Consider the following 24,777-nt stretch of genomic DNA (forward strand, 5'->3'; position numbering starts at 1 on the left):
GGGGTCACGGCGGTGGTGTCGGACACCGACGCTCTCCTTTCAGGCCTATCGTGGCACGTTTGTGTTCGTGTCGGGCCGAGAGGTCGACCGGTGTCCGTGGGGACAGGAGACCCTAGCATGCGTGCACAAGCTGGTCACGGGTTGTACTGGCGTGGGGGTTTGGTACCGTCGGCTCCGCTTCGTGTCGGCTGGTTGCTTTTCCCTCTGGAGTGTGGCGTGTGATTCCTGTTTCTGCGGTGCGGTTGCCCGAGGGCGTCGAGGCGGGTGTCTTGGAGGTTCTGCGCTCGGGGATGCTGGCTCAGGGCCCGAGGGTCGCGGCTCTGGAGGAGGCCTTCGCGGGTCTCGCGGGCGTCAGCCACGCGGTGGCCGTGAACAACGGCACGACGGCGCTCGTGGCCGCGGTGGAGGTGCTGGATCTTCAGCCCGGTGACGAGGTGGTGACCTCTCCCTTCACCTTCGTGGCGACGCTGAACGCGATTCTGGAGGCGGGCGCGACGGTTCGTTTCGCCGACATCGCCGCCGCCGACTTCTGTGTCGATCCGGCCGCCGTGGACGCCGCGGTGACCGAGCGGACGCGTGTGGTCATGCCGGTCCACCTGTACGGGCAGGTCGCCGACATGTCGGCGCTGTCGCCGCTGGCCGGGCGGCATGGGCTCGCCGTGATCGAGGACGCCGCGCAGGCCGTGGGCGCGACCTTCGAAGGGCGCGGCGCGGGTTCGTTCGGGCTGGGATGCTTCTCCCTCTACGGGACGAAGAACATCACCACCGGCGAGGGCGGGATCATCACCACCGACGATGACGAGCTCGCCGACCGTCTGCGCGTGCTGCGCAACCAGGGCATGCGGGCGCGCTACCAGTACGAGATGGCCGGGCACAACTACCGACTTACCGACCTTCAGGCGGCGCTGGCGCTACCGCAGCTCGCCGTGTACGACGAGCAGGTCAAGCGCCGCAAGGCCAACGCCGCACGCCTGACAGAGGGCCTTTCGGGCATCGAGGGACTCACCCTGCCGGTGGAGCTGCCGGGCCGGTCACACGTGTGGCACCAGTACACGGTCCTGGTCGGCTCCGAGGCTAGGGTGACGCGTGATGAGCTGTCGGCCGCGCTCGCCGAGCGCGGTGTCGGCAGTGGGGTGTACTACCCCCGGGTGGTCTTCGACTACGACTGCTACCGCGGTCACCCGCGCGTGGTCACCGGGGAGTTCCCGGTCGCGCGGCGGGCGGCGAGTGAGTGCCTGTCGCTGCCGGTGCACCCGTACCTGTCCGATGCCGACCTCGATGTGGTCATCGAATCGGTCCGTACTGTCCTTGGAGCGTGAAGTCCGTGCCTGCTGTTCGCATCGCCCTGGTCGGCGCCGGTTCGATGGGGTCCCTGCACGCGCGGGTGATCTCCCAGTCGGAGCGCGCCGAACTGGCCGTGGTCGTCGATCCGGTGAAACAGACCGGGGAGAAGATCACCGAGCGTTTCGGTGGGGTGTGGGCTCCGGGTCTCGACGCGATCGACGGTGTCGACGCCGTCGTGATCGCCGCGCCGACGCACCTGCACCACCAGCTGGCGCTGCCGGTCCTGGAGGCCGGTAAGCCGCTGCTGGTCGAGAAGCCGGTGACGTCGACGTTCGACGAGTCGGCCGAACTGGTCGCGCTCGCCGAGAAGAACCGGATCCCGCTGATGTGCGGTTTCGTGGAGCGCTTCAACCCGGCGATCGTGACGGTCGCGGCGATGCTGGAGGAGCCGGTGCACCTCGCGGCGGTCCGGCACGGGCCGTACGCGCCGCGGATCCGTACCGGTGTGGCCTGGGACCTCCTCATCCACGACCTCGACGCGTGCCTGCGCATGGCCGGGGCGACGCCCGCGAGCGTGGCCGGCAGCGTCGGGCGTTTCCACCCGTCGTCGGTGCCGGGCGCCGAAGACGTCGCCGACGCCGTCGTCACCTTCGACAACGGTGCCGTGGCGACCTGCTCGGCGAGCCGGCTGGGCCACCGTAAGGTGCGGACCCTGTCGATCACCGAACGGCAGCGGGTCATCGAGATCGACCTCCTGCGCCGGGACGTGACGATCTACCGGCACGTGTCGAACGAACAGCCCGCCGAGGCGGGCCTGGGTTACCGGCAGCAGACGATCATCGAGATCCCGGAACTGGTCAGCAACGTCGAGCCGCTCGTAGCGCAACTGAACCGTTTCCTGGACCTGCTCGACGGGAAGGCCGACATTGACGAGGAGCGCGACTCGATCCTGTCGCCGCACCGTCTCGTCGCGTCGATGCTGTCCGGCGAACCGCTGACGGTGTAACTCTGCTTGTGTGGGCGGCGCGAACGAAACCGCCTTTGCGGCATGGGATCGGGCTCGGCCCGCCGCCGGTGCGGGGTTCCCGGCCCGGTGCCTCGGCGAAGCCGAGTACCCGGCGTAGGCGGGTCGCGACGCGGGCCAACGGTCGTGGCGCGGCTCGCGGCCGGGTTCCCGGCACCCGCGCGCCCGGCCCGCCGCGCCCTCCCGCTGCTCAGCGGCGGACTCGGGCCGCCTGCTCTTCGAGGACCGCGAGGTGCTTGTCGAGCACGCGGTCCATGGTGAAGTGCTCGCGGACCAGTTCGCGCCCCGCCTCGGCGACGTGCCTGGCCTTCTCGGGGTCGGCGAGGACCGTGATGAGCTTGTCGGCCAGGCCTTCGGCGTCGCCGGGGGCGGTGAGGTGGATGTTCTCACCGTCGACGAGGTCGATGCCGGGGAAGTTGTCGGGCCGGACTGGTGCGACGACGGGGACGGCGGCGGCCATCGCCTCCAGGCTGGCGGTGCCAAGGCCGATGCCCTGTTCGTGGGATTCGACGGAGGCCGCGGCCAGGTAGTGCGGGATGTCGGTCTTCGGGACGACACCGGCGTCGATGACGGCGTGGGCGACACCGAGCTCTTCGGCGCGGCGCTGGTAGGCGTCGAAGTAGGTGCGGCCGACGACGAGGAGTTTCGCCTCGGGGAACTCGCTGAGGACCTTCGGCATCGCCTCGGTGAGGGTCACGCGGTCCCGCAGTGGGATGACGTGCCCGATCGACAGGATGACCGGCGCGTCGCCGAGCTGGTGGCGGGCCCGCACGATCCCGGCGTCGGCGTGGGCGGTGAAGTCCGGTTCCACCCCGACCGGGATGTACTCCAGGCCCGTGTGGGCGCCTTTGTAGCGGGCCTTGATGTACTCGTCCATGAGGACGTCCATGACGACCAGGCGCGGCCGGTGGAGCTTCATGGGCGGGCGGACCATCGTGGCGTCGAGGAAGCGGAAGATGCCGTGGTAGGACGCCTGCGGGTTCTCCAGGCGCGTGTGGACCGACAGCAGGGTCGGGATCTTTCGTTTGCGCGCGTACAGTCCCGTCGCCCAGGTCAGGTCGAAGAACTGCCCGTGCTGGTGGATCACGTCGGGGCGGAAGTCGTCGAGGACGTTCTTCAGCCGCCGCCACAGGCTCGGCCGGCTCGCGAAGAGGATGTCGAAGGACACCGCCAGGCGCGTCTGCGGTAGCTGCCAGGACGGGAGCCGGACGATGCGCATCCCGTCGCGCTCCTCCTCCGCCGGGGCACCGCCGTAGGCGGCGGCGATGACGAGGACGTCGTGTCCGCGTGCCGCGTAGCCCTTCGCGAGCGCTTCGGACAGGTGGGCGCTGCCACCGGTCCGGGGCGGGAAGAAGTTGTTGACGACGGCGATGCGCACGGGTTTTCCTCGCTCGATGCTTGGGTTATCCGGCGTCGCCGGGGGCGGCCTTCGCGCCAGTTGCCGGGAACGTGACGTGGGCTCCGCCGGCATCGGTGACGATGTCGACGGTGGCGGTGGGGCGTGCCGGAACGCCTGCCACAACCGTACGTGGTGGAACGTCCCGGGTCACCACCGCTCCGGCCGCGATGACCGCTTCGTCGCCGATGGTGACGCCCATCATGATGACGGCGTTGGCGCCGACGAAGACGCGGTCGCCGATGCTGACGGGCGCGCGGTCGACGTCGGCGTGCGCGCGCCCGGACACGCAGCGCCGCACCGTGGAGTGGGTGTAGACGTGCACGCCGCAGGAGATGTCGCAGCCGGCTCCGATGGTCAGGCCACCGGAGCCGTCGATGACGGTGAACGCCCCGATCCAGGTGCCCTCGCCGATGACGGGGTCACCGATGATCCAGGCGTGCTCGTTGTAGGGGTTGGCGGGGAACCCGCTCACGATTCGATGGCCGCCTTGACGAGTTCGGACATGCCTTCCTCGACGGTGATCGTGGGTTCCCAGCCGAGGAGTTCCTTGGCGCGGGTGATGTCGGCGGCGCGGCGGGAGACGAGCACGTCGCGCGGGCGGAAGATCGGTTCGACGTCGGACCCGAGGGCCTGGATGAGGATCTTCGCCAGCTGCGCGACGGAGGTGTCGACGCCGGTGCCGATGTTGACCGGGAAGTTCTCCGCCTCGCACTCCAGGGACGCCACGACGCCCTTGGCGAGGTCGTGGACGTGCACGAAGTCCATCGACTGCTCGCCCTTGCCGTCGATCGTCGGCGGCTGGCCCGAGCGGATCCGCTGGATGAAGGTGTTGATCACAGAGGTGTAGTAGGCGTCGAGCTTCTGTCCCGGTCCGTAGACGTTGAAGAAGCGGTTCGCGACCCACGACAGGCCCTTGGTGCGCTGGTAGAACCCGAGCAGGTCCTCGCCGGCGCGTTTGGTGATGCAGTAGGGCGTGAGCGGGCGCAGCGTGTCGTCCTCGTGCATCGGCAGGCGCTCGGGGTCGCCGTAGACCGAGGCGGTCGAGGCGAACACCAGGCGTTCGACGCCCTGGTCGGCGGCGGCGGCGAAGACGTTGTTGTTACCCGTCATGTTGATGTCGATCGACTCGTACGGGTCGGCGACCGACTTGTTGATCGACACCGTCGCGAAGTGGATCACGTGCGAGCAGCCACGCATGGCCGAGGCCACCGCGCCGCCGTAACGGACGTCGCCTTCGACGAGCTCGACCTTGCCGCTCGACATGTACTCGTTGACGGCGAGACGGTCGCCGCGGCTCATGTTGTCGAAGATCTTGACGTCGTAGCCACGCTCAAGGAGCAGCGGCACCACATGCATACCGATGAATCCGGCACCACCGGTGAAGAAGACCTTCTTGGAGCTGGTTGCTGGAGTGCTGGTCGTCATGGGGAGCTTCTCGTCCTAGGGGTTGGTGGCGACGGCGGACAGGACCTCACGCAGCGTAGCAGCGACGGTCTCCACCTGTGATTCTGTCAGGTTGGCGTGCATGGGGATCGCCAGGTGACGGGCGAACAGGTCGGCCGAGACCGGGCACGGCGCCGTCGCGCCGTAGACGGGCTGGAGGTGGGAGGCGTAGGTGCCGAAGGTGCACTGGACACCGCGGTCACGCAGGCGCATCGCGACCTCACCGCGGTCGATGCCCCGGGCGAGGGTCACCACGTAGGACTGCCACGGGTGCGTGCGGTCGGCGGGCACCGACGGGAGCGTCAGCAGCTCACAGTCGCCGAGCAGTTCGGCGTAGGAGTCGGCGACCTTCGTACGGGCCGCGAGGATCGACGGGAGCCGGTCGAGCTGCACGATCATCATCGCCGCGGCCACGTCCGACATGCGGTAGTTGTAGCCGGCCTCGTCGAACTCCGGCATCGGCAGCTTCGACAGCGCCGCGCGCGTCACCGCGCCCTCGATGCCGTAGGAGTGCATCTTGCGGGCCTGGGCGTCGAGCTCGGGCCGGTCGGTGACGAAGGCACCACCCTCACCGGCGGTGATGCCCTTGCGGCCGTGGAAGCTGAACACCGCCACGTCGCCCTGGCCACCGGCGGGGGCGCCCTGGTAGGTGGCGCCGGCCGCGCAGGCGGCGTCCTGGACCAGGAACAGGCCGTGCCGGCCGGTGATCTCGCGCAGTTCGGCGTAGTCGGCGGGCAGACCGAAGGGGTCGACGGCGATGACGCCGACGGTCTTGTCAGTCACCGCCGCGGCGACCGCGGCGGGGTCGATGGTGGCGGTGTCGGCGCGCACGTCGGCGAACACCGGCGTCGCTCCGGCCCACATCACCGAGTGGCCCGTGGCGGGGAAGGTGTAGTCGGCGACGATGACCTCGTCACCGGGCTTGACGTCGAAGGCGTCCATCGCCAGGTGCAGGCCCCCACCGCAGCTGTTGAGGGCCAGCGCGTGGGACGTGCCCACGACCGCGGCGAAGCGCTCCTCGAACTTGCGGCACGTGGGGCCGTTGCCCGCGAGCCAGCCCGAGGCGAACACCTCCCGGACCGCGGCGAGTTCCTCTTCCCCTACTGTCGGCTGCCCGAGCGCGATGACCTCTGCCATGGACTCCCCTGCCCGCGTGGATGTGACCGCCGGGAAGTCTAGACCCCTTGGCCGTCGGCGGAATGGACGGGTTCAGGCCGCGACGTGCCGGGAAGGTTTCGGCCGGTACGGTCGTGGCGACGTGGAGAGGAGCCGTTGTGGCGCGGTACGTGGTCGTTGGCGGGGGGATCGTGGGCTTGGCCACGGCGTGGCGGTTGCTGTCCGAGCGGCCCGGTTCGAGCGTGACGGTCCTGGAGAAGGAGGACCGGGTCGGGGCACACCAGACCGGTCACAACTCCGGGGTCATCCACGCCGGCGTCTACTACAAACCGGGGAGCCTCAAGGCGCGGATGTGCGCCGCCGGGAGCGCGTCGATGGTGGCGTTCTGCCGCGAACACGGAATCCCCGTCGAGGTGTGCGGGAAGCTGATCGTGGCGACCTCCGAGGAGGAGCTGGGGCGCCTGGGCGCGCTGCACGAACGGTCGCTGGCCAACGGGCTGCCGGTGGAACTGCTCGACCCGGCGGGGGCGGCGGAGTTCGAGCCGCACGTGGAGTGCGTGCGGGCGATGCGCGTGGCGAGCACCGGTATCACCGACTTCGGGAGGGTCTGCGAGGTTCTCGCCGAGCTCATCGGGGAGCTGGGCGGTGAGGTGCGTCTCGGGTCGAAGGTGGTCTCGGTGACGCCCGCGGCGGGTGCCGGGGTGGTCGTGGGGACCGATCGGGGTGAGGTCGCCGCCGATGTGCTGGTGAACTGCGCCGGCCTGCAGTCCGACCGGGTGGCGCGGATGGCCGGGGTGCGGCCGCCGGCGCGGATCGTTCCGTTCCGGGGCGAGTACTACGAGCTGGTGGAGAGCCGCCGGGGGCTGGTGAAGGGGCTGATCTATCCGGTGCCGGATCCGCAGTTCCCGTTCCTGGGCGTGCACCTGACCAAGATGATCGACGGGAGTGTCCACGCCGGGCCGAACGCCGTGCTCGCGCTGGCGCGCGAGGGGTATTCGTGGGGGCGGATCCGGCCCGTGGACGTGGCCTCGGCGGCGGGTTACGGCGGTTTGTGGCGGTTGGCGCGCAAGCACTGGAAGTACGGGATGGGCGAGGTGCGGCGGTCGTTGTCGAAGCGGCTGTTCGCGGCGAGTCTGGCGCGGTTGGTGCCCGCGATCGGGCCCGAGGATCTGGTGCGGGCGGGGGCGGGTGTGCGCGCGCAGGCGATCGCGCCCGACGGGGGCCTCGTCGACGACTTCCTCATCGTCGAGGCCCCGGGGCAGGTGCACGTCCTCAACGCCCCCTCCCCCGCCGCGACCAGTTCGCTGGAGATCGCGCGGGAGATCGTCGGGCGGATCCCGGTCAGCGCGTGAGGTTCGTGGCGCTCAGGACGAAGCCGGAGACGACGTCGGCGTAGGCCTCGGGTTCCTCGATGTAGGGGAAGTGGGCGGAGTCTTCGAAGGTGTGGACGCGGGCGCCGGGGGCGAGTTCGCGGTAGGCGTCGATGACGGCGGGCGCGGCGACGAGGTCGTGGCGGCCGTGGACGAGCATGGACGGTGGCGTCAGGCCGGGCAGCAGGTCGAGGGTGGGGATGTACATGTCGGCGACGAGCGGTAGGTGGGACAGGCCGCGCGCCCACTGTTCGCGGGTGAAACCGGACTCGGCCTGGCCCTTTTCGAAGGCCTCGATCGCCGCGGGGGTCCGGAAGAACAGTTCGTTGTAGCGGGCCCCGATGCGCTGCATGACCTTGTAGGTCTCGTCGGCGGCGGTGAGGCGTTCGGGGCGCTCGGCGAAGGCGCGGCAGGCCGCGGCCGATTCGTGGTCGCCGATTTCGTCGAGGATCGCGGCGGCGATCGGGAGGCGGTGGCGGTCGGTGAGGTCGCAGTCGAAGGCCGGGCAGTCGAACACGGCGGCGGTGACCGCCGTGGGGTGTTCGCGGGCGTAGCGGATGGCGGTGTGCCCACCGGAGGAGTGGCCGATGATCGTCCACGCGCTGATGCCGAGGGTCTGACGGAGGGCCTCGTAGTCGGCGATGATCGCGTCGGTGCTGATCTCGGCGCCCTCGGGCAGTGGGTCGGAGCGCAGCAGGCCGCGCTGGTCGACGGCGATGATGCGGACGTGCCGCGCCAGATGGTCGGCCTGGAAGTGGCCGAAGTCGAAGGCCGACTGGCCGGGTCCACCGTGGATGAACAGCACCGGCGGGGCGTCTGCGGGACCGCGGTCGTCGACGAACAGGCGCGTGCCGTTGACCGGCGTCAGGTGAGCGGGCATGGCCGAAGACTAGCCGCGCGGACGCGGAAACGGGGAGCCCCTCGGCAGGGACTCCCCGTCGCGCTGGTGCGGGCGTTAGAGGTACTGCCCCGTGTTGCTGGCCGTCTCGATCGACCTGCCGGCCTCGCTCCCCTTGCCCGACACGAGCGTGCGGATGTAGACGATCCGCTCGCCCTTCTTGCCGGAGATGCGGGCCCAGTCGTCGGGGTTGGTGGTGTTCGGGAGGTCCTCGTTCTCGCGGAACTCGTCGACGCAGGCGTCGAGGAGGTGGTGCAGGCGCAGGCCCTTCCGCTCGGTGGTGAGGAACTCCTTGATGGCCATCTTCTTGGCGCGGTCGACGATGTTCTGGATCATCGCCCCGGAGTTGAAGTCCTTGAAGTACAGGACTTCCTTGTCGCCGTCGGCGTAGGTGACCTCCAGGAAGCGGTTCTCCTCGGTCTCGGTGTACATCCGTTCCACGGCCGCCTGGATCATCGCGTCGACGCAGGCTTCGCGGGAGTTCCCGTGCTCGGCCAGGTCGTCGGGGTGGAGCGGCAGGTCGGTGAGGATGTACTTGGAGAAGATGTCGCGCGCCGATTCGGCGTCGGGGCGCTCGATCTTGATCTTCACGTCGAGCCGGCCAGGACGCAGGATGGCCGGGTCGATCATGTCCTCGCGGTTCGAGGCGCCGATGACGATGACGTTCTCAAGCCCTTCGACGCCGTCGATCTCCGACAGCAGCTGGGGCACGATGGTGTTCTCCACATCGGACGACACGCCGGAGCCGCGTGTCCGGAACACCGAGTCCATCTCGTCGAAGAACACGATGACCGGCTGGCCCTCGCTGGCCTTCTCACGGGCACGCTGGAAGATCAGGCGGATGTGCCGCTCGGTCTCACCGACGTACTTGTTGAGCAGCTCGGGACCCTTGATGTTGAGGAAGTAGCTCTTGGCGCGCTCGCCGCCCTTCTGCTCACCGGCGATCTGCTTGGCCAGGGAGTTGGCGACCGCCTTGGCGATCAGCGTCTTCCCGCAGCCGGGAGGTCCGTAGAGCAGCACGCCCTTGGGTGGGCGCAGCTGGTGCTCCAGGAACAGCTCGGCGTGCAGGAACGGCATCTCCACGGCGTCGCGGATCTGCTCGATCTGCCGGGCCAGGCCGCCGATGTCGTCGTAGTTGACGTCGGGGACCTCTTCGAGGACGAGTTCTTCGACCTCGCTCTTCGGGATCCGCTCGTAGGCGTAGGCCGAACGGGCCTCCACCATGAGCGAGTCGCCGGCCCGGATCGGTTCGCCGATGAGGGTGTCGGCCAGGTGCACGATGCGTTCCTCGTCGGCGTGCGAGACGACGAGGGCGCGGCTCGGGTTGCCCTCGGCGTCGTTCAGCACCTCCTTGAGGGTCACCACGTCGCCGGCCTTCTCGAAACCGAGGGCCGCGACCACGTTGAACGCGTCGTTGAGGAGGACTTCCTGCCCGAGGCGCATTTCCTCGGGGTCGACCGACGGGGACACCGCGACGCGCATCTTGCGCCCGCCGGTGAACACGTCGACCGAGCCGTCCTCCTGTGCGCCCAGGAACACCCCGTAACCGCTGGGGGGCTGGGCGAGACGGTCGATCTCCTCTTTGAGCGTGACGATCTGGTCGCGTGCCTCCTTGAGGGTGGACACGAGCCTTTCGTTCTGCTCCGACATCCGTTGAATCTGTGCCTGTGCCGCGGCAAGACGATCCTCAAGCAGCCGCACGTGTCGCGGCGTTTCGGTCATCTTGCGCCGGGCGAGAGCAAGCTCCTCCTGCAGGTATGCCACCTGGCTGGAGAGATCTCTGGTCTCTCGTTCCCATCGCGCGGCGCGGGCCTCTGCGTCATCGCTACGTGCCACGTCCCCACCTCCCGGGGGCTGAAGGTCGTACGTTCAACCCTAACCGTTACAAGGCTCCGAGCATAGATCGCGACACACGGCGACGGTTACGGTTCGATTGCCGAATCGGGCGCCGCCCACGGCCCGCGCGCGGTCCGCCGGGGCGGAGTTAGTCTTGGCGCGTGGCTACCGAGACCGAAGCTCTGAACGTTTTCATCGACCAGGACCTGTGCACCGGGGACGGTCTTTGCGCGCAGTACGCGCCCGACGTCTTCGAGTTCGACATCGACGGTCTTGCCTACGTGAAGGGCCCTGACGGTGAGTTGCTGACCGCTCCGGGGGCCCGCGTGGATGTCCCGGACAAGTACCGGCTGGACGTCATCGACGCCGCCAAGGAGTGCCCCGGGGATTGCATCCACGTCCGGCGTGTCGCCGACGACACGGTCGTCGCCGGCCCCGAAGCGGACTGAGAACGGCCCCAAACGGAGTGACGTCGAGGCGACGCAGAGTCGCCAATATGACAGCCGGGAGCCGTCGGATGGGCGACTCCTGACCTCTCCGGTCCACTCAGGACGCGCGACCCGGCCCCCATCGAACATGAAAAACCTTGGGCGTCCGACGGGCGCGGGCGTAACCGCGGCCCGCCGGACGGTACGAAACGGCCGTCGCCTACTCCGCCGGCGCCGCCGTACGCGCGCCCGGAGCCTCTCCACGGCGCTGCTGATAGGCCTCCTGGCCCTTGCTCGGCTTGCGCTTGCGAAGCGGAGCGGTGGTGCCGGGCGCCAGGCGCCGCGCGGTCACCAGGAACGCCGTGTGGGCGATCATGCGGTGGTCCGGCCGGACCGCGAGGCCCTCCAGGTGCCAGTCGCGGACGAGCGTCTCGAACGCGCGCGGCTCGGTGAACGAACCGCGGGCGCGCAGACCCTCCACGAGGTCCGACATCTGCGTGGTCGTCGCGACGTAGCCGATGAACACTCCCCCGGGGATCAGCGCGCGCTCGATGAGGTCGAGGTGCTCCCAGGGCGCGAGCATGTCGAGGATGATGCGGTCGATGTCGCCGACCTCGGCGTCGGCGACGTCCCCGGTCGTCAGCGTCCAGTTCTTGGGCGGTCCGCCCAGGAAGGCCTCGACGTTGGAGCGGGCGATGTCGGCGAAGTCGGGACGCAGCTCGTAGGAGTACAGGTGGCCCTCGTCGCCGATGGCGCGCAGGAGCGAGCAGCTCAGCGCGCCCGAACCGGCACCCGCCTCAAGGACGCGCGCGCCGGGGAAGACGTCGCCGATGCCGATGATCTGGGCGGCGTCCTTGGGGTAGATCACCTGGGCGCCGCGCGGCATGGACAGCACGAAGTCGGACAGCAGCGGCCGCAGCGCGAGGTACTGGGTCATGCCCACCGAGGTGACCACGCTGCCCTCGGGAAGGCCGATGAGGTCGTCGTGGGCAATGCCTCCGCGGTGGGTGTGGAAGGACTTCCCGCTCTCCAGGACCACCGTGTGCATGCGGCCCTTGTTGTCGGTGAGCTGGACGCGGTCTCCCTCGCGGAAAGGTCCACGGCGCTGTTCCATCAGGTGTTGACTCCGTTGCGGGTATGCGGTCGACTGGGACGGCTGCGTATCGTACGCGGCTCCAGGACCTCGGCTATATCCGCGGCCACGACCACGCCGTAGACGATCCCGTCGGCCATCACCAGATACTCGGTGGACGGGTGCGCGCGGACGGCGTCGATGATCTCCTGCCCGTGCATCTCCGGGTCAAGGGCCGCGCCCGGGTCGATGTCGCGGGAGACACTGTCGACGCTGATCCAGGGACGCCGCTGCGCCGGGACGCTCATCGCGGCATGGGCGTGCAGAAGGGCCAGCGGCCGTTCGGCGGTGTCGACGACGAGCACGCCCAGCGCGGCGTTCTCCTCGGCTCGCCGCAGTGCCTCCGACAGGGGCGTGCCCGTCGGCACGGAGGTCAGCGGCCGGATGAGCTTGCGCACGGCGAGCAGCGGGATGCGCCCGCCGAGTTTCCCGACCCGGATCGCCTGGGTCGCCCCGGCCCACAGGACCATGCCGACCATGCCCGTGAACAGCAGGCTGACGATGTTGGCGCCGCCGGAGCCGAGGAAGAGCGCGATGCCCCCGGCGATGGTGAGGACGGCCACGGCGCGGCCGGTCCAGCCCGACACACGCGTGGCGACGTGCCGGTCCTTGGCGATGGCCCACACCACGGCCCGCAGCGCGCGGCCCCCGTCGAGGGGCAGGCCGGGCAGAACGTTGAAGAGCGCGACGATGATGTTGCTCACCGCGAACTGGAAGGCCAGCTCGTAGCCGATGCTCGGGCCGTCGAGGACGGACAGGAGCACGACGCCGACGCCGCCGAGGACGAGCGAGACGGCCGGACCGGCGAGCGCGACGACGGCCTCGACGCCCGGGCGGGGCGCCTCCTCCTCCATCTCGGTGTATCCGCCGAGCATTTCGAGGGTGATGCCCTTGACGCCGATGCCGTATTTGAGGCTGGTCAGGGCGTGGCCGAGTTCGTGGAGGAACACCGACAGGCACAGGCTGATGACGAAGGTGAAGGAGACCACGTAGACGAGGGGGCCGCCGAGTTCGGGAAGCTCGTTGCGGACGATGTCGGCGTAGATGACGGTGACGAGGACCGCGAGGATGAGCCATGAGGGGCTCAGGTGGACCGGGATGCCGAACACCCGGCCGAGGCGCAGGCCTCGTCTGCGGAACCCGCGGCGGCCGTTGCTGGGTGCGCTGTCGTCCATCACGACGATGCTACGGGGCTCGGCGGGCCCGGAGAGGGCTGCGGTGCTTTGTCGGTGGTGAAACCTACGATGATGTCCATGCCTTCCCCCTTGCCGATGCTGCCGATGTCGCTGTCGCCGTCGCGGGCGGCGGATTTCAAGTCCTGCCCCCTGCTGTACCGCTTCCGCAGCGTCGACCGGCTGCCGGAGGACCCGACGCCGGAGATGGCGCGCGGGACGCTCGTGCACGCGGTCCTGGAGAGGATCTACGACGTGGCGGCGGTGGACCGTACGCCCGCCGCCGCGGTGGCGATGGTCGGCCCGGAGTGGGAGCGGCTGCGCGGGGAGGACGAGCGGATCGCGGGGATCTTCACGCCGGACGACCCGGCGGTGGAGGTGTGGCTGGAGTCGGTGCGGAACCTGGTCGAGGGCTATTTCTCGGTGGAGGACCCGACGCGCCTGGAGCCCGCCGAACGGGAGTGCCTGGTGGAGACGACCCTCGACGACGGCCTGGTGCTGCGCGGGTACGTCGACCGCCTCGACGTGTCGCCGGCCGGGGACATTCGCGTCGTCGACTACAAGACGGGCAAGGCGCCGACGGAGAGTTTCGAGGCGAAGGCGCTGTTCCAGCTGCGCTTCTACGCCCTGGTGCTGTGGCGCACGCGCGGAGTGGTGCCGCGGATGCTGCGGCTGGTGTACCTCAAGGACCGGCTGGTGCTCGACCACTCCCCCGACGAGGCCGAGCTGGTCCGTTTCGAGGCCTCGGTGAAGGCGCTGTGGTCGGCGATCGGGCAGGCGATGGCGACCGGTGAGTTCGCGCCCAAGCCGAGCCGGCTGTGCTCGTGGTGCGCCCACCAGGACAAGTGCCCGGCCTTCGGAGGGACGCCGCCGCCGTTCCCGGTCGAGGTGGCCGGGGTGATCCCGGACCAGGCGGGCGGGGCGGACCACCCGGAGCAAACCCTCGACTACTCATCCTGACGGAGGACCCGAAGATCGGTCTGGGTCAGGACTCCGCGGGCCGTATGACGCGTTAGCGTCTGCCATGTGACTGAACAGGGACGCCCCCAGGGACGGTGGTGGGGCCGGGAAGGCCGCGTCCACCTGTGGTTCCGTGAGCGTCCCCTCGCCTTCGACGTGCTGGCCGCCGTCTTCTGGGTGCTGCCGCCGCTGTTCGCGTACTGGCTGGCCGCGCAGAACGACCCCCTCTTCCAGGATGTGCTGTGGAAGGCGCTGCCCTGGATAGTGGCGGGCAGCGTGGCGATCGCGCTGCGGCGGCGGGCGTTTCCGGTCGCCGTCGGGGTGGAGCTGGCGCTGCTGCTGGCCCCCTTCCTGGTGCATGACGCGTGGTGGGGGCAGTCGGCGTGGAGCCTTTACGTCCTGACCTACACGGCGGCGGCCGACCGCGGGTGGCGGGTGGCGCTGTCGGCGATCGGGCTGATGTGGGGCGCGACGGCGCTGGTCATCTACTTCTATCCCGATGACATCGCGGGCGCGAACGGCTCTCGGACCGCGATCTATGTGATCACGTTCATCTTCTCGCTGGTGGCGTTCTTCAGTGGGCGGCTGGTGCACAACCGCCGGGCGCTGGTGGAGGCGCTGCGGACGCGCGCGCAGGTCGCCGAGGAGAACCAGCAGGCGCTCGCCGCGCAGGCCGTCTCCGACGAGCGCCAGCGCATCGCGCGCGAGTTGCACGACGTCGTCGCCCACCACGTGTCGGTGATGGGGGTGATGGCCACGGGTGCCCGCCGGGTGCTGGCCAACGACCCGCGCCGGGCCGAGGAGGCCCTCGCGACGATCGAGGACACCGGCCGCACGGCCTTGCGTGAGATGCGGCGGCTTCTGGACGTGCTGCGCACCAGCGACCAGGACGACGCCGAGCTGACCCCGCAGCCCGGTCTGGCGGCGGTGCAGACCCTCGTCGATCAGGTCCGCGACGCCGGCCTGCCGGTGCGGCTGCTGGTCGAGGGCCCCGAGGCGCCGCTCGATCCGGGCGTGGCGCTGTCGGTGTACCGGATCGTGCAGGAGGCGCTGACGAACACGCTCAAGCACGGCGGCCGGGCGCGCGCCGAGGTCCGCATCAAGTACACCGACGAGCAGCTCCAGGTCGAGATCTTCGACGACGGGCGCGGGCCGAAGCTCACGCCGCGCGCGCCCGGCGACCGTGTCGGGCACGGTCTGGTCGGGATGCGCGAGCGGATCGCCCTGTACGGCGGGACGCTGCGCACCGGGCCCCGGCCGGGCGGCGGCTTCCGGGTGTACGCGAAAATCCCGATCGACACCCCACCAGACGGGAGCAGCACGTGACCGACAGCGCAGGCACCACCGCCGGAGGGCGGCCGATCCGGGTTCTACTCGCCGATGACCAGCCCTTGTTGCGGACCGGGTTCCGGATGGTGCTCGGCGCCGAGGCCGACATCGACATCGTGGGCGAGGCCGGGGACGGCGCCGAGGCGGTCGAGTTGTCGCGGCGGCTGCTGCCCGACGTGGTCCTCATGGACATCCGGATGCCCCGCATGGACGGCGTGGCGGCGACCAAGACGATCGTCGACGCGCAGCTTCCGGTGCACATCCTGATCCTGACCACCTTCGACCTCGACGAGTACGTCGTGGGCGCGCTGAGGGCCGGTGCCGGAGGCTTCCTGTCGAAGGACGTCCCCGCCGATGAGCTGATCACCGCGATCCGGACCGTGGCGCGGGGCGAGGCCGTCGTGGCGCCGCGGATCCTGCGCCGCCTCCTGGAGCGCTTCGCCGACCGCCTGCCCGACCCCAGCGAACGCCCGCCGCTGGCGCTGGACTCCCTGACCGAGCGGGAGCGGGAGGTCCTGGTGCACGTGGCGCGCGGCCTGTCGAATTCCGAAATCGCCAAAGAGCTGACGGTCAGTGAGACCACGGTTAAAACTCATGTGGGGCACGTGCTGACCAAGCTCGGGCTCCGCGACCGCGTGCAGGCCGTCGTCCTCGCCTACGAGTCGGGGTTGGTCAAACCGCAGCGTTGAAGCCGCGACCTGCGACAACAAAAGAGCGGGCCGAGAACGTCTCCTCCCCGGGGAGGATCCCGGGCTCGTCCCGGGGGTGGGTTCTCAGGGTGACCCTGGGTCGGACGTAGGGGTTTCGTACGCCGCCGGGCGGAGCGAAAGACCGTTCCCGCGCACGACGGAACACGCCGCCGATACCCATAACGTCGTTGACGACACACCGAATGCATCAACGGAACGCGCCCGCAGGGGGCGCGGACAAACCTCTCGGGGAGGGATGGGAACGTGGCATCTACGACCATGGCCGACGCTGGCATCGCGGCACGCGCCGCAGGCGTGTGGAAGGTGTACGGAACCGGTGAGGCGCAGGTCATCGCGCTGCGGGACGTTAGCGTCGACCTGGCCCGCGGCCGCTTCACCGCCATCATGGGTCCGTCCGGTTCGGGCAAGTCGACCCTCATGCACTGCCTGGCCGGGCTCGACACCGTCAACCGCGGTGAGGTCTTCATCGGAGACCTGCGCGTGACGGGCATGTCCGACCGCCAGCTCACCCAGATGCGCCGCGACAACGTCGGCTTCATCTTCCAGCAGTTCAACCTGCTGCCGACGCTCACGGCGGAGGAGAACATCACCCTGCCGCTGTCGATCGCGGGTAAAAAGCCCGACAAGGCCTGGTTCGATCAGGTCATCGACACCGTCGGGCTGCGCGACCGCCTGTCGCACAAGCCGACGGAACTGTCCGGCGGCCAGCAGCAGCGCGTCGCCTGCGCTCGCGCTCTCGTGTCGCGCCCCGAGGTGATCTTCGCCGACGAGCCGACCGGAAACCTCGACTCCAAGTCGGGCGCCGAGGTGTTGAACTTCCTCCGCGACTCCGTGGACCGTTTCGGCCAGACCATCGTCATGGTCACCCACGACGCCAACGCGGCCTCCTACGCCGACCGGGTCCTGTTCCTCGCCGACGGCCAGGTCGTCGACGAGCTCATCGACCCGACCGCCGAGCAGGTCCTCGACGAGCTCAAGCGCCTTGAGGAGATCGTCGGTTCGCGGCAGACGCAGGCGGAGGGGCACTGAGCCATGCTGCGGGCCACTTTCAAGAGCCTCCTGTCGCGTAAGGCACGGCTGCTCCTGTCGGGGATCGCGATCATCCTCGGCGTCACCTTCATCACCGGTTCGCTGGTGATGCGGGCTTCGTTCAGCACGTCCATCGAGGGCATGTTCACCACCGCCTTCGAGAGCGTCGACGTGCAGATCTCCTCCGAGGGGACCAACGCCGCCACCGGTCAGCCCAACCCGATCCCGGAGTCCGTGGTCGCGCAGGTCGCGACCGTCGACGGAGTGGAGAGCGCGACCGGTCTGGTCAGCGACGCGGCCAACACGGTCGTGGTCATCGACAAGAACGGCAAGGCCATCCCGGCCTTCGGTGCGCCGACCATCGCGTCGAACTGGACGGGCGTCGAGGACCCGATGGAGCTGCGGGAGGGCGCGGGCCCGGCCGCCGACGACGAGATCGCGATCAGTGCGAGCCTCGCCGACTCCACCGGATACAAGCTGGGCGAGCAGTTCCCGGTGATCTCCTCGATCACCTCGGAACAGCAGTCCTTCAAGATCACCGGGATCGTCGGTTACACCGGCGGCCGCGACACCCTCGGCGGCGAGAAGACGATGTGGTTCACCACACCGGCCGCTCAGACGCTGGTGATGGGCACGACCGGGGCGTTCACCAACATCGACGTCAAGGCCGCCTCCGGTGTCGACGACAACACGCTGCGCGACCGGATCGGCGCCGAACTCGGCTCGTCGTTCAAGGTCCAGACCGGTGAGGACCTCGCCAAGGAGATCTCGGGCCAGTTCGACGAGATCCTGGGCGCCTTCAACAACATCCTCATCGCCTTCGGCGCCGTCGCGGTGTTCGTGTCGATCTTCCTGATCATCAACACCTTCTCGATCATCGTGGCCCAGCGCACCCGCGAACTCGCCCTCTTCCGGGCGATGGGAGCCGGGCGCGGGCAGGTCATCAACTCGGTGCTCCTCGAAGCGGCCATCATCGGCGTCCTCGCCGGTGTCGTCGGCCTCGGGCTCGGCGTACTGGTCGGCTGGGGCGGCACCGCCGCGCTCGGCGGCCTGTTCGGCGGCATGGACGCCACCCTGTCGGTCCCGACCTCGGCGATCGTGTCGGCGCTGGCGATCGGGATCGTCGTGACCATGCTGGCCGCGGTGTTCCCCGCGATCCGCGCGTCGCGGATCCCCCCGATCGCGGCCCTGCGCGACGCGGCCAACGCCGAGCGCTCGGTGCTGCCCTTCGGGATCATCGGCGGTGTGTTCCTGCTCCTCGGCGGTGGTCTGCTGACCTGGGCGCTGACCGGCAACGCCGGTGACAACCGCCTGATGGTCATGGGCGGCGGGATCCTGTCGCTGTTCATCGGCGCGGTCATCTTCACACCGGTGATCGCCAGACCGCTGGTGTCGGTGATCGGGCGGATCATGTCCTGGTCGATGCCGGGCAAGCTCGGCCGCCGCAACTCCGGCCGCAACCCCAGGCGCACCGCCATCACCGCCACGGCGCTGATGATCGGCGTGACCCTGGTGACCGCGATCGGCGTCCTCGGTTCCTCGGCGCAGGCCAGCATCGACAAGTACTTCGAGAACTCGGTCAAGGCCGACCTGGTGATCGGCTCCGCGGCGCCCTCGACGACCATTCCGAGCTTCAAGACCGAGATCCTCGGCGAGATGAAGGCCGTCCCGGGCGTCAAGCTCGTCGTCGGCGCGTGGGCCGACCTCGGCGCGACCATCAACGGGGAGATCGTCTCGGTCATCGCCGTCGACGACCTGGCCGGCCAGAACCACATGTTCGCCACCAAGACCGACCAGGGCAACACCGACACGCTCGGCCCGAACGACGTCGTCATCAACACCGACACCGCCAAGGCCGAGAACCTGAAGCTGGGCGACAAGGTGGAGATCAAGCTCACCGGCTCGCCGACGCCGAAGTCGTTCACCGTCTCCGGTATCACCGAGAGCGGCGGCGAAGGCGGCGGCGGTTACACGATCTCCTCGGTCAACGCCGAGCAGTTCACCACGAAGAACCCGATCCAGGCCTTCGTGGAGCTCGACGACGGCGCCGACACCCAGCAGGTCACCGACCAGATCAACACGCTCCTGGCCGACAACCCGCTGATCACCGTCAACGACGTCTCGGCGCTGTCGGACCAGATCAAGCAGATCTTCGACATCATCCTCACGATCGTTCAGGTCCTCCTGATCGTCGCGATGGGCATCGCCGTCATCGGCGTGGTCAACACCCTGACCCTGTCGGTGCTGGAACGGACCCGCGAGCTGGGTCTGCTGCGGGCGGTCGGCATGACCAAGTCGCAGGTGACCGGGATGGTGACCGTCGAGTCGGTGGTGATCTCGGTGTTCGGCGCGATCCTCGGCCTGGCCGTCGGCGCGGGTCTGGGCATCGCCGCCCAGCAGGCACTGAAGGACCAGTTCCTGGACACGCTGGCGATGCCGTGGAACACCATGGCGTTCTACCTGGTCGCCGGTGTCGTGATCGGTGTCCTCGCGGCGCTGATCCCGGCCTACCGGGCCAACAAGCTCAACGTGCTGCGGGCCATCTCCTACGAGTAGCCCCGGCAAGCCGAAACGGCCCGCCTCCACGCTGTGTAGTGGAGGCGGGCCGTTTGCGTCCGGCGAGCGCGGAGGGTAACCTTAAGTCCACAAAGGACGGTCTTCAACAACCGTCCTTTGTCCATGTGTCCGCGCTGTCCGAGGTGGATCGTTCCTATCCCGTTCACTAAGACGTGCGCGGGTGCGCGGGCGGTTGCCTCAGGCGCCGAGACCCCGGAGAAGTTCGAGATCGGCGTCCATGAGCGAGCCGATGACGACGACACCCGCGGGCGCGTCGAGGGCCACCTCGCTCGGGACGGCGAGGACGCGGCAGCCGGCGGCGTAGGCCGAGGCCATGCCGGTCGGCGAGTCCTCGATGGCGACGCAGTCGGCCGGGTCGACGCCGAGCAGCGCGGCGGCCTTGGCGTAGGGCTCCGGGTCGGGCTTGGAGTTGACGACCTCGTCGCCGCACACGCTGACGTCGAAGTTCTCGCGGCCGAGGGTGTTGTCGAGCAGCACCTCGGTGAGCTCGCGGGCGGTGGCCGTGACCAGTGCGGTGCGGTATCCGGCGGCACGGACCTCGCGGAGGAGTTCCTGCGCGCCGGGCTGCCAGGGGGCCCCGGCCTTGAGGAGTTCGGCCATGCGGGTCTCCAGCCAGACGACGCTGGCGCGCATGCCGTCGTGCGGCAGGCCCAGGTCGTCGTGGAACATCTCCATGGACACCGACATGTTGGTGCCGACCATCGCCTCCCGCGTGGGCGTGGACAGGGTCTTGCCGTGGTGGGCGGCGAGCTGGTCGAGGGCGATCGACCAGACCTTCTCGCTGTCGGTGAGGGTGCCGTCCATGTCGAACAGGACTGCGGCGGGGAAGGTCACGCTGTGGCTCCTGGGGAGTCGTGGTGGGGCTGGCGGTTCAACCGTATGTGATCGGCTTCGTCCCGGCCCGGGGGCCGGGCGTGGGGTTGGGCACAGGCGCCTACATCGGCAGGGACCGCAGGCGCACCGGCCCGGCGGGCCAGGAGGCGCCGTCGCGGAGGCCGATCCACATGGTCCGGATCGGCATGACGACGTCGCCGTCGGACTGCCGGGCGGTGACCTCGCCGTCGACGAGGGTCCAGCCGAGGCGGGCGTAGAGACCGACCCTGGATTCGAGGCAGAACAGGATGCCGAAGTCCTTGCCCTCGACGCGGGCGTGGTCCATGGCGGCGCCGACGACGAGCCGGGCGAGGCCCCGGCCGCGCATGCCCGCAGCGACGATGACGGTGCCGAGTCCCCCGGCGACGTGGTCCTCGCCACCGACGGTGAGGGGGACGTCGACAAGGCCGGCGTGGGCGACGAGGCGGCCCTCGGCGCGGGCGACGTAGTGGACGGGCTTTTCGGCCCACTGGAGTCCGAGGCCGTCGGTCTCGAAGGGGTCGTCGAGTCCGCCGGTGATCTCGGCGAAACGTTCGGGGCCGAGCTCGGGGATGCGTTCGACGGTGATCGCGGGGTCAGGCATGGCGACAGACTGCCATCCGCGCGCAGGCCCGGGACCTTCGGTCCCGGGCCGTCCGATCGTCCTACTTTGCGTTGAAGTAACTGGCGTCCGGGTGGTGCACGACGAGGGCGTCGGTCGCCTGCTCGGGCACCAGCTGGAACTCCTCGCTGATCTCCACGCCGATGCGGTCGGCGCCCAGCAGGGCCACCGTCACCGCGCGGTCCTCCAGCTCCGGGCAGGCCGGGTAGCCGAAGGAGTAGCGGCAGCCCCGGTAGTCGGTGCGGAACAGGCCGTCGACGTCGGCCGGGTCGTCGTCGACCAGCGAGCGGCCGTCGGGGAGGATCAGTTCCGAGCGCATCCGCTTGTGCCAGTACTCCGCCAGCGCCTCGGTCAGCTGCACCGAGACCCCGTGGACCTCCAGGTAGTCCCGGTAGGCGTTCTGCGCGAACAGTTTCGAGGTGTACTCGCTGGCGGGCTGGCCGATCGTGACCAGCTGCATGCCGAGCACGTCGAAGCCCTTGTCGCGCGCCTCCTCCCCCGAGCGGAAGAAGTCGGCGATGCACAGGCGCTTGCCGTGCCGCTGCCTCGGGAAGGTGAACCGTGCCCGCTCGGCGGCGGCGTTCTCGTCGAGCACGACGAGCGTGTTCCCCTCGCTGTAGCAGGGGAAGTACCCGTAGGTCACGGCCGCTTCGAGGACCTTGTCGCTGGCGAGCCGGTCGAGCCAGTAGCGCAGACGCGGCCGTCCTTCGGTCTCGACGAGCTCCTCGTAGGACGGTCCCTCCTTAGCGCGGCCGGGCTTGAGGCCCCACTGCCCGAGGAAGGTCGCGCGCTCGTCGAGCAGGGCGGAGTAGTCGGCGAGGGGGATTCCCTTCACCACGCGCGTCCCGAAGAACGGCGGCGTGGGCACGTCCACGCCGTAGCGGATGTCGGCGCGCACCGAGGTGTCGTCGAGGTCGGGGGCGTCGGCGACGACGATGTCCTTGTGCCGCGCGCGCCGGGCCCGGCGCTGTTCGAGGACGGCCTGACGTTCGGCGTCGATGACGGGAGCGCCGCCACGGCGGGCGGTCATGACCCGGTCCATGAGGGACAGTCCCTCGAAGGCGTCACGGGCGTAGTGCACCTCGCCGCCCTCGTAGAGATCGCGCAGGTCGTCCTCGACGTAGGAGCGGGTCAGGGCCGCCCCGCCGAGCAGGACGGGGAACCGCGTCGCCATCCCCCGCTGCAGCATCTCGGCGAGGTTGTCCTTCATGATCACCGTCGACTTCACCAGCAGCCCGGACATCCCGATGGCGTCGGCGTTGTGTTGCTCGGCGGCGTCGAGGATGGCGTTGATCGGCTGCTTGATGCCCAGGTTCACGACCGTGTAGCCGTTGTTGGACAGGATGATGTCGACCAGGTTCTTGCCGATGTCGTGGACGTCGCCCTTGACGGTGGCCAGCACGATCGTGCCCTTGCCCGCGCCGTCGGACTTCTCCATATGCGGTTCGAGGTGGGCGACGGCGGCCTTCATGACCTCGGCCGACTGCAGCACGAAGGGCAGCTGCATCTGGCCGGAGCCGAAGAGGTCGCCGACGGTCTTCATGCCCGACAGCAGGGTGTCGTTGATGATCGCGATCGCGTCGCGGCTGCCCAGGGCCTCGTCGAGGTCGGCTTCGAGGCCGGTGCGCTCGCCGTCGATGATGCGGCGTTCGAGGCGCTCGTCGAGCGGGAGCCCGGCGAGTTCCTCGGCGCGGGTGGCGCGGGCGGCGGCGACGGAGGCGCCCTCGAAGATGGTGAGGTAGTTCTGGACCGGGTCGTAGCCTTCGCGGCGGCGGTCGTAGATCAGGTCGAGGGCGGCCTCGCGCTGTGCCTCGGGGATCCGCGCGATGGGCAGGATCTTCGAGGAGTGCACGATCGCGCTGGTCAGCCCGGCCTGCACGCATTCGTGCAGGAACACCGAGTTGAGGACCTGGCGGGCGGCCGGGTTGAGGCCGAAGGAGACGTTGGAGATGCCGAGGGTGAAGTTGACGCCCGGGTAGAGGGCGGCGATCTCCCGGATGGCCTCGATGGTCTCGATGCCGTCGCGGCGGGTCTCCTCCTGGCCGGTGGCGATGGGGAAGGTGAGCGCGTCGATGAAGATGTCGGCGACGTTCAGGCCCCAGGTGCCGGTGAGGTCGTCGATGAGGCGGCGCGCGATGCGGACCTTCCAGTCCTTCGTGCGGGCCTGGCCCTCCTCGTCGATGAGGAGCGCGACGACCGAGGCGCCGTGCTCGGCGATGATCGGCATGACCCGCGCGTAGCGCGACTCGGGGCCGTCGCCGTCCTCGAAGTTGACGGAGTTGACCACGCAGCGGCCGCCGAGGGATTCCAGGCCGGCCTCGATGACCGGGACCTCGGTGGAGTCGATCATGATCGGCAGGGTGCTGGCGGTCGCGAAGCGGGAGGCGAGGTCGCGCATGTCGGCGCTGCCGTCGCGGCCCACGTAGTCGACGCACAGGTCGAGCAGGTGCGCGCCGGAACGGGCCTGCTCACGGGCGATCTCGATGCACTTCTGCCAGTCGGCGGCGAGCATGGCCTCACGGAAGGCCTTCGAGCCGTTGGCGTTGGTGCGCTCGCCGACCATGAGGATGCTGGCGTCCTGCTGGAACGGGACGTGGTGGTACGACGAGGACGTGCCCGGTTCGATGACCGGGGTCCGCGCGGGTGCGACGGAGCCGGAGAGGCGCTCGACGACCGTGCGGATGTGCTCGGGCGTCGTACCGCAGCAGCCGCCGACGAGGCCGACACCGTAGTCGCCGACGAAGCCTTCGAGGGCGTCGGCGAGCTCCAGGGGCGTCAGGGGGAAGTGCGCGCCCTGCGGGGTGAGTTCGGGGAGCCCGGCGTTGGGCATGACCGACAGGCCGACGCGGGCGTGTTGCGAGAGGTAGCGGAGGTGTTCGCTCATCTCGGCGGGGCCGGTGGCGCAGTTGAGGCCGATGAGGTCGATGCCGAGGGGCTCGATGGCGGTGAGGGCGGCGCCGATCTCGCTGCCGACGAGCATCGTGCCGGTCGTCTCGACGGTCACGTGGCAGATGAGCGGGATCTTGCGGCCGCTCTTGGCCATGGCGCGTTTGGCGCCGACGAGTGCGGCCTTGGCCTGGAGGAGGTCGTAGCAGGTCTCGACGAGGATCGCGTCGGCTCCGCCGGCGATGAGGCCCTCGGCGGTCTGCTGGTAGGTGTCGCGCAGCAGCTGGTAGGAGATGTGCCCGAGGGTGGGGAGTTTCGAGCCGGGGCCGAGGGAGCCGAGGACGTAGCGCGGCTTGTCGGGGGTGGAGTGCCCGTGGGCGACCTCCTTGGCGATGCTCGCGCCCGCGCGGCCGAAGTCGAAGGCGCGGTGGGCGAGGTCGTAGTCCGACAGGCCGCTGAAGTTCGAGTTGAACGTGTTCGTCTCGACGAGGTCCGAGCCGGCGGCGAAATAGGCGTCGTGGACGCCGCGAACGACATCGGGGCGGGAGAAGTTGAGGATGTCGGAGAGCCCCTCGTGGCCCTGGTAGTCCTCATCGACGCTGAGGTCGACCGCGTGAAGCATCGTGCCCATCGCGCCGTCGGCGATCAGGACACGTTCTTTAATGGCGGTGAGCAGCGGAATGTTCGACACCCGACAAGGTTAGCGATCG

20 protein-coding genes are annotated in these 24,777 nt (G+C 69.4%); 9 read left to right on the forward strand and 11 right to left on the reverse strand.

Annotation, left to right across the window (positions count from 1 at the left end):
* Positions 1-236 precede the first annotated feature (236 nt).
* The gene (locus HNR73_RS17545) at positions 237-1,319 is read left to right on the forward strand and encodes a DegT/DnrJ/EryC1/StrS family aminotransferase (RefSeq protein WP_239122293.1); all 1,083 of its coding nucleotides are present in this window, start codon (positions 237-239) and stop codon (positions 1,317-1,319) included.
* 5 nt (positions 1,320-1,324) lie between these two features.
* Positions 1,325-2,290 carry a Gfo/Idh/MocA family protein gene (locus HNR73_RS17550; RefSeq protein ID WP_184788572.1) on the forward strand — a complete coding sequence of 322 codons (966 nt, stop codon included), beginning with the start codon at positions 1,325-1,327 and terminating at the stop codon, positions 2,288-2,290.
* 208 nt (positions 2,291-2,498) lie between these two features.
* Here HNR73_RS17550 and HNR73_RS17555 read toward each other — a convergent pair whose 3' ends face one another.
* Genes HNR73_RS17555 through HNR73_RS17570 form a run of 4 tightly spaced genes read right to left on the reverse strand, consistent with a single transcriptional unit; the run spans position 2,499 to position 6,287 of the window.
* The gene (locus HNR73_RS17555; protein WP_184788573.1) at positions 2,499-3,686 is read right to left on the reverse strand and encodes a glycosyltransferase family 4 protein; all 1,188 of its coding nucleotides are present in this window, start codon (positions 3,684-3,686) and stop codon (positions 2,499-2,501) included.
* Positions 3,687-3,711: 25 nt separating this feature from the next.
* Positions 3,712-4,179, reverse strand: coding sequence for an acyltransferase (locus tag HNR73_RS41200; RefSeq protein ID WP_203686744.1), 468 nt, complete (start codon positions 4,177-4,179; stop codon positions 3,712-3,714).
* Positions 4,176-5,132 (reverse strand): NAD-dependent epimerase/dehydratase family protein, encoded by a 957-nt coding sequence (locus tag HNR73_RS17565; RefSeq protein ID WP_184788574.1) that lies wholly within the window; start codon positions 5,130-5,132, stop codon positions 4,176-4,178. Before HNR73_RS17565 ends, HNR73_RS41200 begins: the two co-directional genes overlap by 4 nt.
* Positions 5,133-5,147: 15 nt before the next feature.
* Positions 5,148-6,287 (reverse strand): DegT/DnrJ/EryC1/StrS family aminotransferase, encoded by a 1,140-nt coding sequence (locus HNR73_RS17570; protein ID WP_184788575.1) that lies wholly within the window; start codon positions 6,285-6,287, stop codon positions 5,148-5,150.
* A 149-nt stretch (positions 6,288-6,436) separates the two neighbouring features.
* Between HNR73_RS17570 and lhgD the strand changes: the two genes are divergently transcribed.
* On the forward strand, positions 6,437-7,618 hold the full coding sequence (gene lhgD, locus HNR73_RS17575) for an L-2-hydroxyglutarate dehydrogenase (protein ID WP_311677671.1): 1,182 nt from the start codon (positions 6,437-6,439) through the stop codon (positions 7,616-7,618).
* Here lhgD and HNR73_RS17580 read toward each other — a convergent pair.
* Together HNR73_RS17580 and arc are read right to left on the reverse strand one after the other, a co-directional pair.
* A complete protein-coding gene (locus HNR73_RS17580; protein WP_184788577.1) occupies positions 7,608-8,516 on the reverse strand; it encodes an alpha/beta fold hydrolase in 909 nt (302 codons plus the stop codon). The two genes, lhgD and HNR73_RS17580, sit on opposite strands and share 11 nt — an antisense overlap.
* A gap of 75 nt (positions 8,517-8,591) precedes the next feature.
* On the reverse strand, positions 8,592-10,370 hold the full coding sequence (gene arc, locus HNR73_RS17585) for a proteasome ATPase (protein ID WP_184788578.1): 1,779 nt from the start codon (positions 10,368-10,370) through the stop codon (positions 8,592-8,594).
* A gap of 161 nt (positions 10,371-10,531) precedes the next feature.
* Here arc and HNR73_RS17590 point away from each other — a divergent pair, with 161 nt between their 5' ends.
* Entirely contained in the window at positions 10,532-10,819 is a 288-nt protein-coding gene (locus HNR73_RS17590) for a ferredoxin (protein WP_184788579.1), read from the forward strand.
* A 199-nt stretch (positions 10,820-11,018) separates the two neighbouring features.
* On the opposite strand, the gene HNR73_RS17595 is transcribed toward HNR73_RS17590, so the two are convergent.
* Both HNR73_RS17595 and HNR73_RS17600 read right to left on the reverse strand, forming a co-directional pair.
* Positions 11,019-11,912: a tRNA (adenine-N1)-methyltransferase gene (locus tag HNR73_RS17595; RefSeq protein WP_184788580.1), complete on the reverse strand. Its 894-nt coding sequence runs from the start codon at positions 11,910-11,912 to the stop codon at positions 11,019-11,021.
* Complete coding sequence (locus HNR73_RS17600; protein ID WP_221330969.1) at positions 11,912-13,105, reverse strand: site-2 protease family protein; 1,194 nt, start codon at positions 13,103-13,105, stop codon at positions 11,912-11,914. Before HNR73_RS17600 ends, HNR73_RS17595 begins: the two co-directional genes overlap by 1 nt.
* Before the next feature lie 78 nt (positions 13,106-13,183).
* Between HNR73_RS17600 and HNR73_RS17605 the strand changes: the two genes are divergently transcribed.
* From HNR73_RS17605 to HNR73_RS17625, 5 genes are all read left to right on the forward strand, one after another.
* Positions 13,184-14,062 (forward strand): RecB family exonuclease, encoded by an 879-nt coding sequence (locus HNR73_RS17605; RefSeq protein ID WP_239122290.1) that lies wholly within the window; start codon positions 13,184-13,186, stop codon positions 14,060-14,062.
* Positions 14,063-14,128: 66 nt separating this feature from the next.
* Positions 14,129-15,388 (forward strand): sensor histidine kinase, encoded by a 1,260-nt coding sequence (locus HNR73_RS17610; RefSeq protein ID WP_184788582.1) that lies wholly within the window; start codon positions 14,129-14,131, stop codon positions 15,386-15,388.
* Positions 15,385-16,080: a response regulator gene (locus HNR73_RS17615; protein ID WP_275414581.1), complete on the forward strand. Its 696-nt coding sequence runs from the start codon at positions 15,385-15,387 to the stop codon at positions 16,078-16,080. Before HNR73_RS17610 ends, HNR73_RS17615 begins: the two co-directional genes overlap by 4 nt.
* A 279-nt stretch (positions 16,081-16,359) precedes the next feature.
* Positions 16,360-17,130: an ABC transporter ATP-binding protein gene (locus tag HNR73_RS17620; RefSeq protein WP_184788784.1), complete on the forward strand. Its 771-nt coding sequence runs from the start codon at positions 16,360-16,362 to the stop codon at positions 17,128-17,130.
* 3 nt (positions 17,131-17,133) lie between these two features.
* Entirely contained in the window at positions 17,134-19,686 is a 2,553-nt protein-coding gene (locus HNR73_RS17625; protein ID WP_184788583.1) for an ABC transporter permease, read from the forward strand.
* A gap of 198 nt (positions 19,687-19,884) precedes the next feature.
* On the opposite strand, the gene HNR73_RS17630 is transcribed toward HNR73_RS17625, so the two are convergent.
* From HNR73_RS17630 to metH, 3 genes are all read right to left on the reverse strand, one after another.
* Entirely contained in the window at positions 19,885-20,541 is a 657-nt protein-coding gene (locus HNR73_RS17630; RefSeq protein WP_275414580.1) for an HAD family hydrolase, read from the reverse strand.
* Positions 20,542-20,641: 100 nt separating this feature from the next.
* Entirely contained in the window at positions 20,642-21,163 is a 522-nt protein-coding gene (locus HNR73_RS17635) for a GNAT family N-acetyltransferase (RefSeq protein WP_184788584.1), read from the reverse strand.
* A 61-nt stretch (positions 21,164-21,224) separates the two neighbouring features.
* Complete coding sequence (metH, locus tag HNR73_RS17640; protein WP_239122291.1) at positions 21,225-24,698, reverse strand: methionine synthase; 3,474 nt, start codon at positions 24,696-24,698, stop codon at positions 21,225-21,227.
* Between the last annotated feature and the right edge of the window lie 79 nt (positions 24,699-24,777).

Origin of the sequence: Phytomonospora endophytica (assembly GCF_014202425.1) — a bacterium.
Taxonomy (GTDB): domain Bacteria; phylum Actinomycetota; class Actinomycetes; order Mycobacteriales; family Micromonosporaceae; genus Phytomonospora; species Phytomonospora endophytica.

Bases quoted from the DNA above. Each gene is read 5' to 3' on its own strand.
- HNR73_RS17600 (WP_221330969.1), bottom strand. From the start codon at position 13,105: ATGGACGACAGCGCACCCAGCAACGGCCGCCGCGGGTTCCGCAGACGA.
- HNR73_RS17565 (WP_184788574.1), bottom strand. From the start codon at position 5,132: ATGACGACCAGCACTCCAGCAACCAGCTCCAAGAAGGTCTTCTTCACC.
- HNR73_RS17595 (WP_184788580.1), bottom strand. From the start codon at position 11,912: ATGGAACAGCGCCGTGGACCTTTCCGCGAGGGAGACCGCGTCCAGCTC.
- HNR73_RS17570 (WP_184788575.1), bottom strand. From the start codon at position 6,287: ATGGCAGAGGTCATCGCGCTCGGGCAGCCGACAGTAGGGGAAGAGGAA.
- HNR73_RS17625 (WP_184788583.1), top strand. From the start codon at position 17,134: ATGCTGCGGGCCACTTTCAAGAGCCTCCTGTCGCGTAAGGCACGGCTG.
- HNR73_RS17580 (WP_184788577.1), bottom strand. From the start codon at position 8,516: ATGCCCGCTCACCTGACGCCGGTCAACGGCACGCGCCTGTTCGTCGAC.
- HNR73_RS17605 (WP_239122290.1), top strand. From the start codon at position 13,184: ATGCCTTCCCCCTTGCCGATGCTGCCGATGTCGCTGTCGCCGTCGCGG.
- metH (WP_239122291.1), bottom strand. From the start codon at position 24,698: ATGGGCACGATGCTTCACGCGGTCGACCTCAGCGTCGATGAGGACTAC.
- HNR73_RS17620 (WP_184788784.1), top strand. From the start codon at position 16,360: ATGGCCGACGCTGGCATCGCGGCACGCGCCGCAGGCGTGTGGAAGGTG.
- HNR73_RS17635 (WP_184788584.1), bottom strand. From the start codon at position 21,163: ATGCCTGACCCCGCGATCACCGTCGAACGCATCCCCGAGCTCGGCCCC.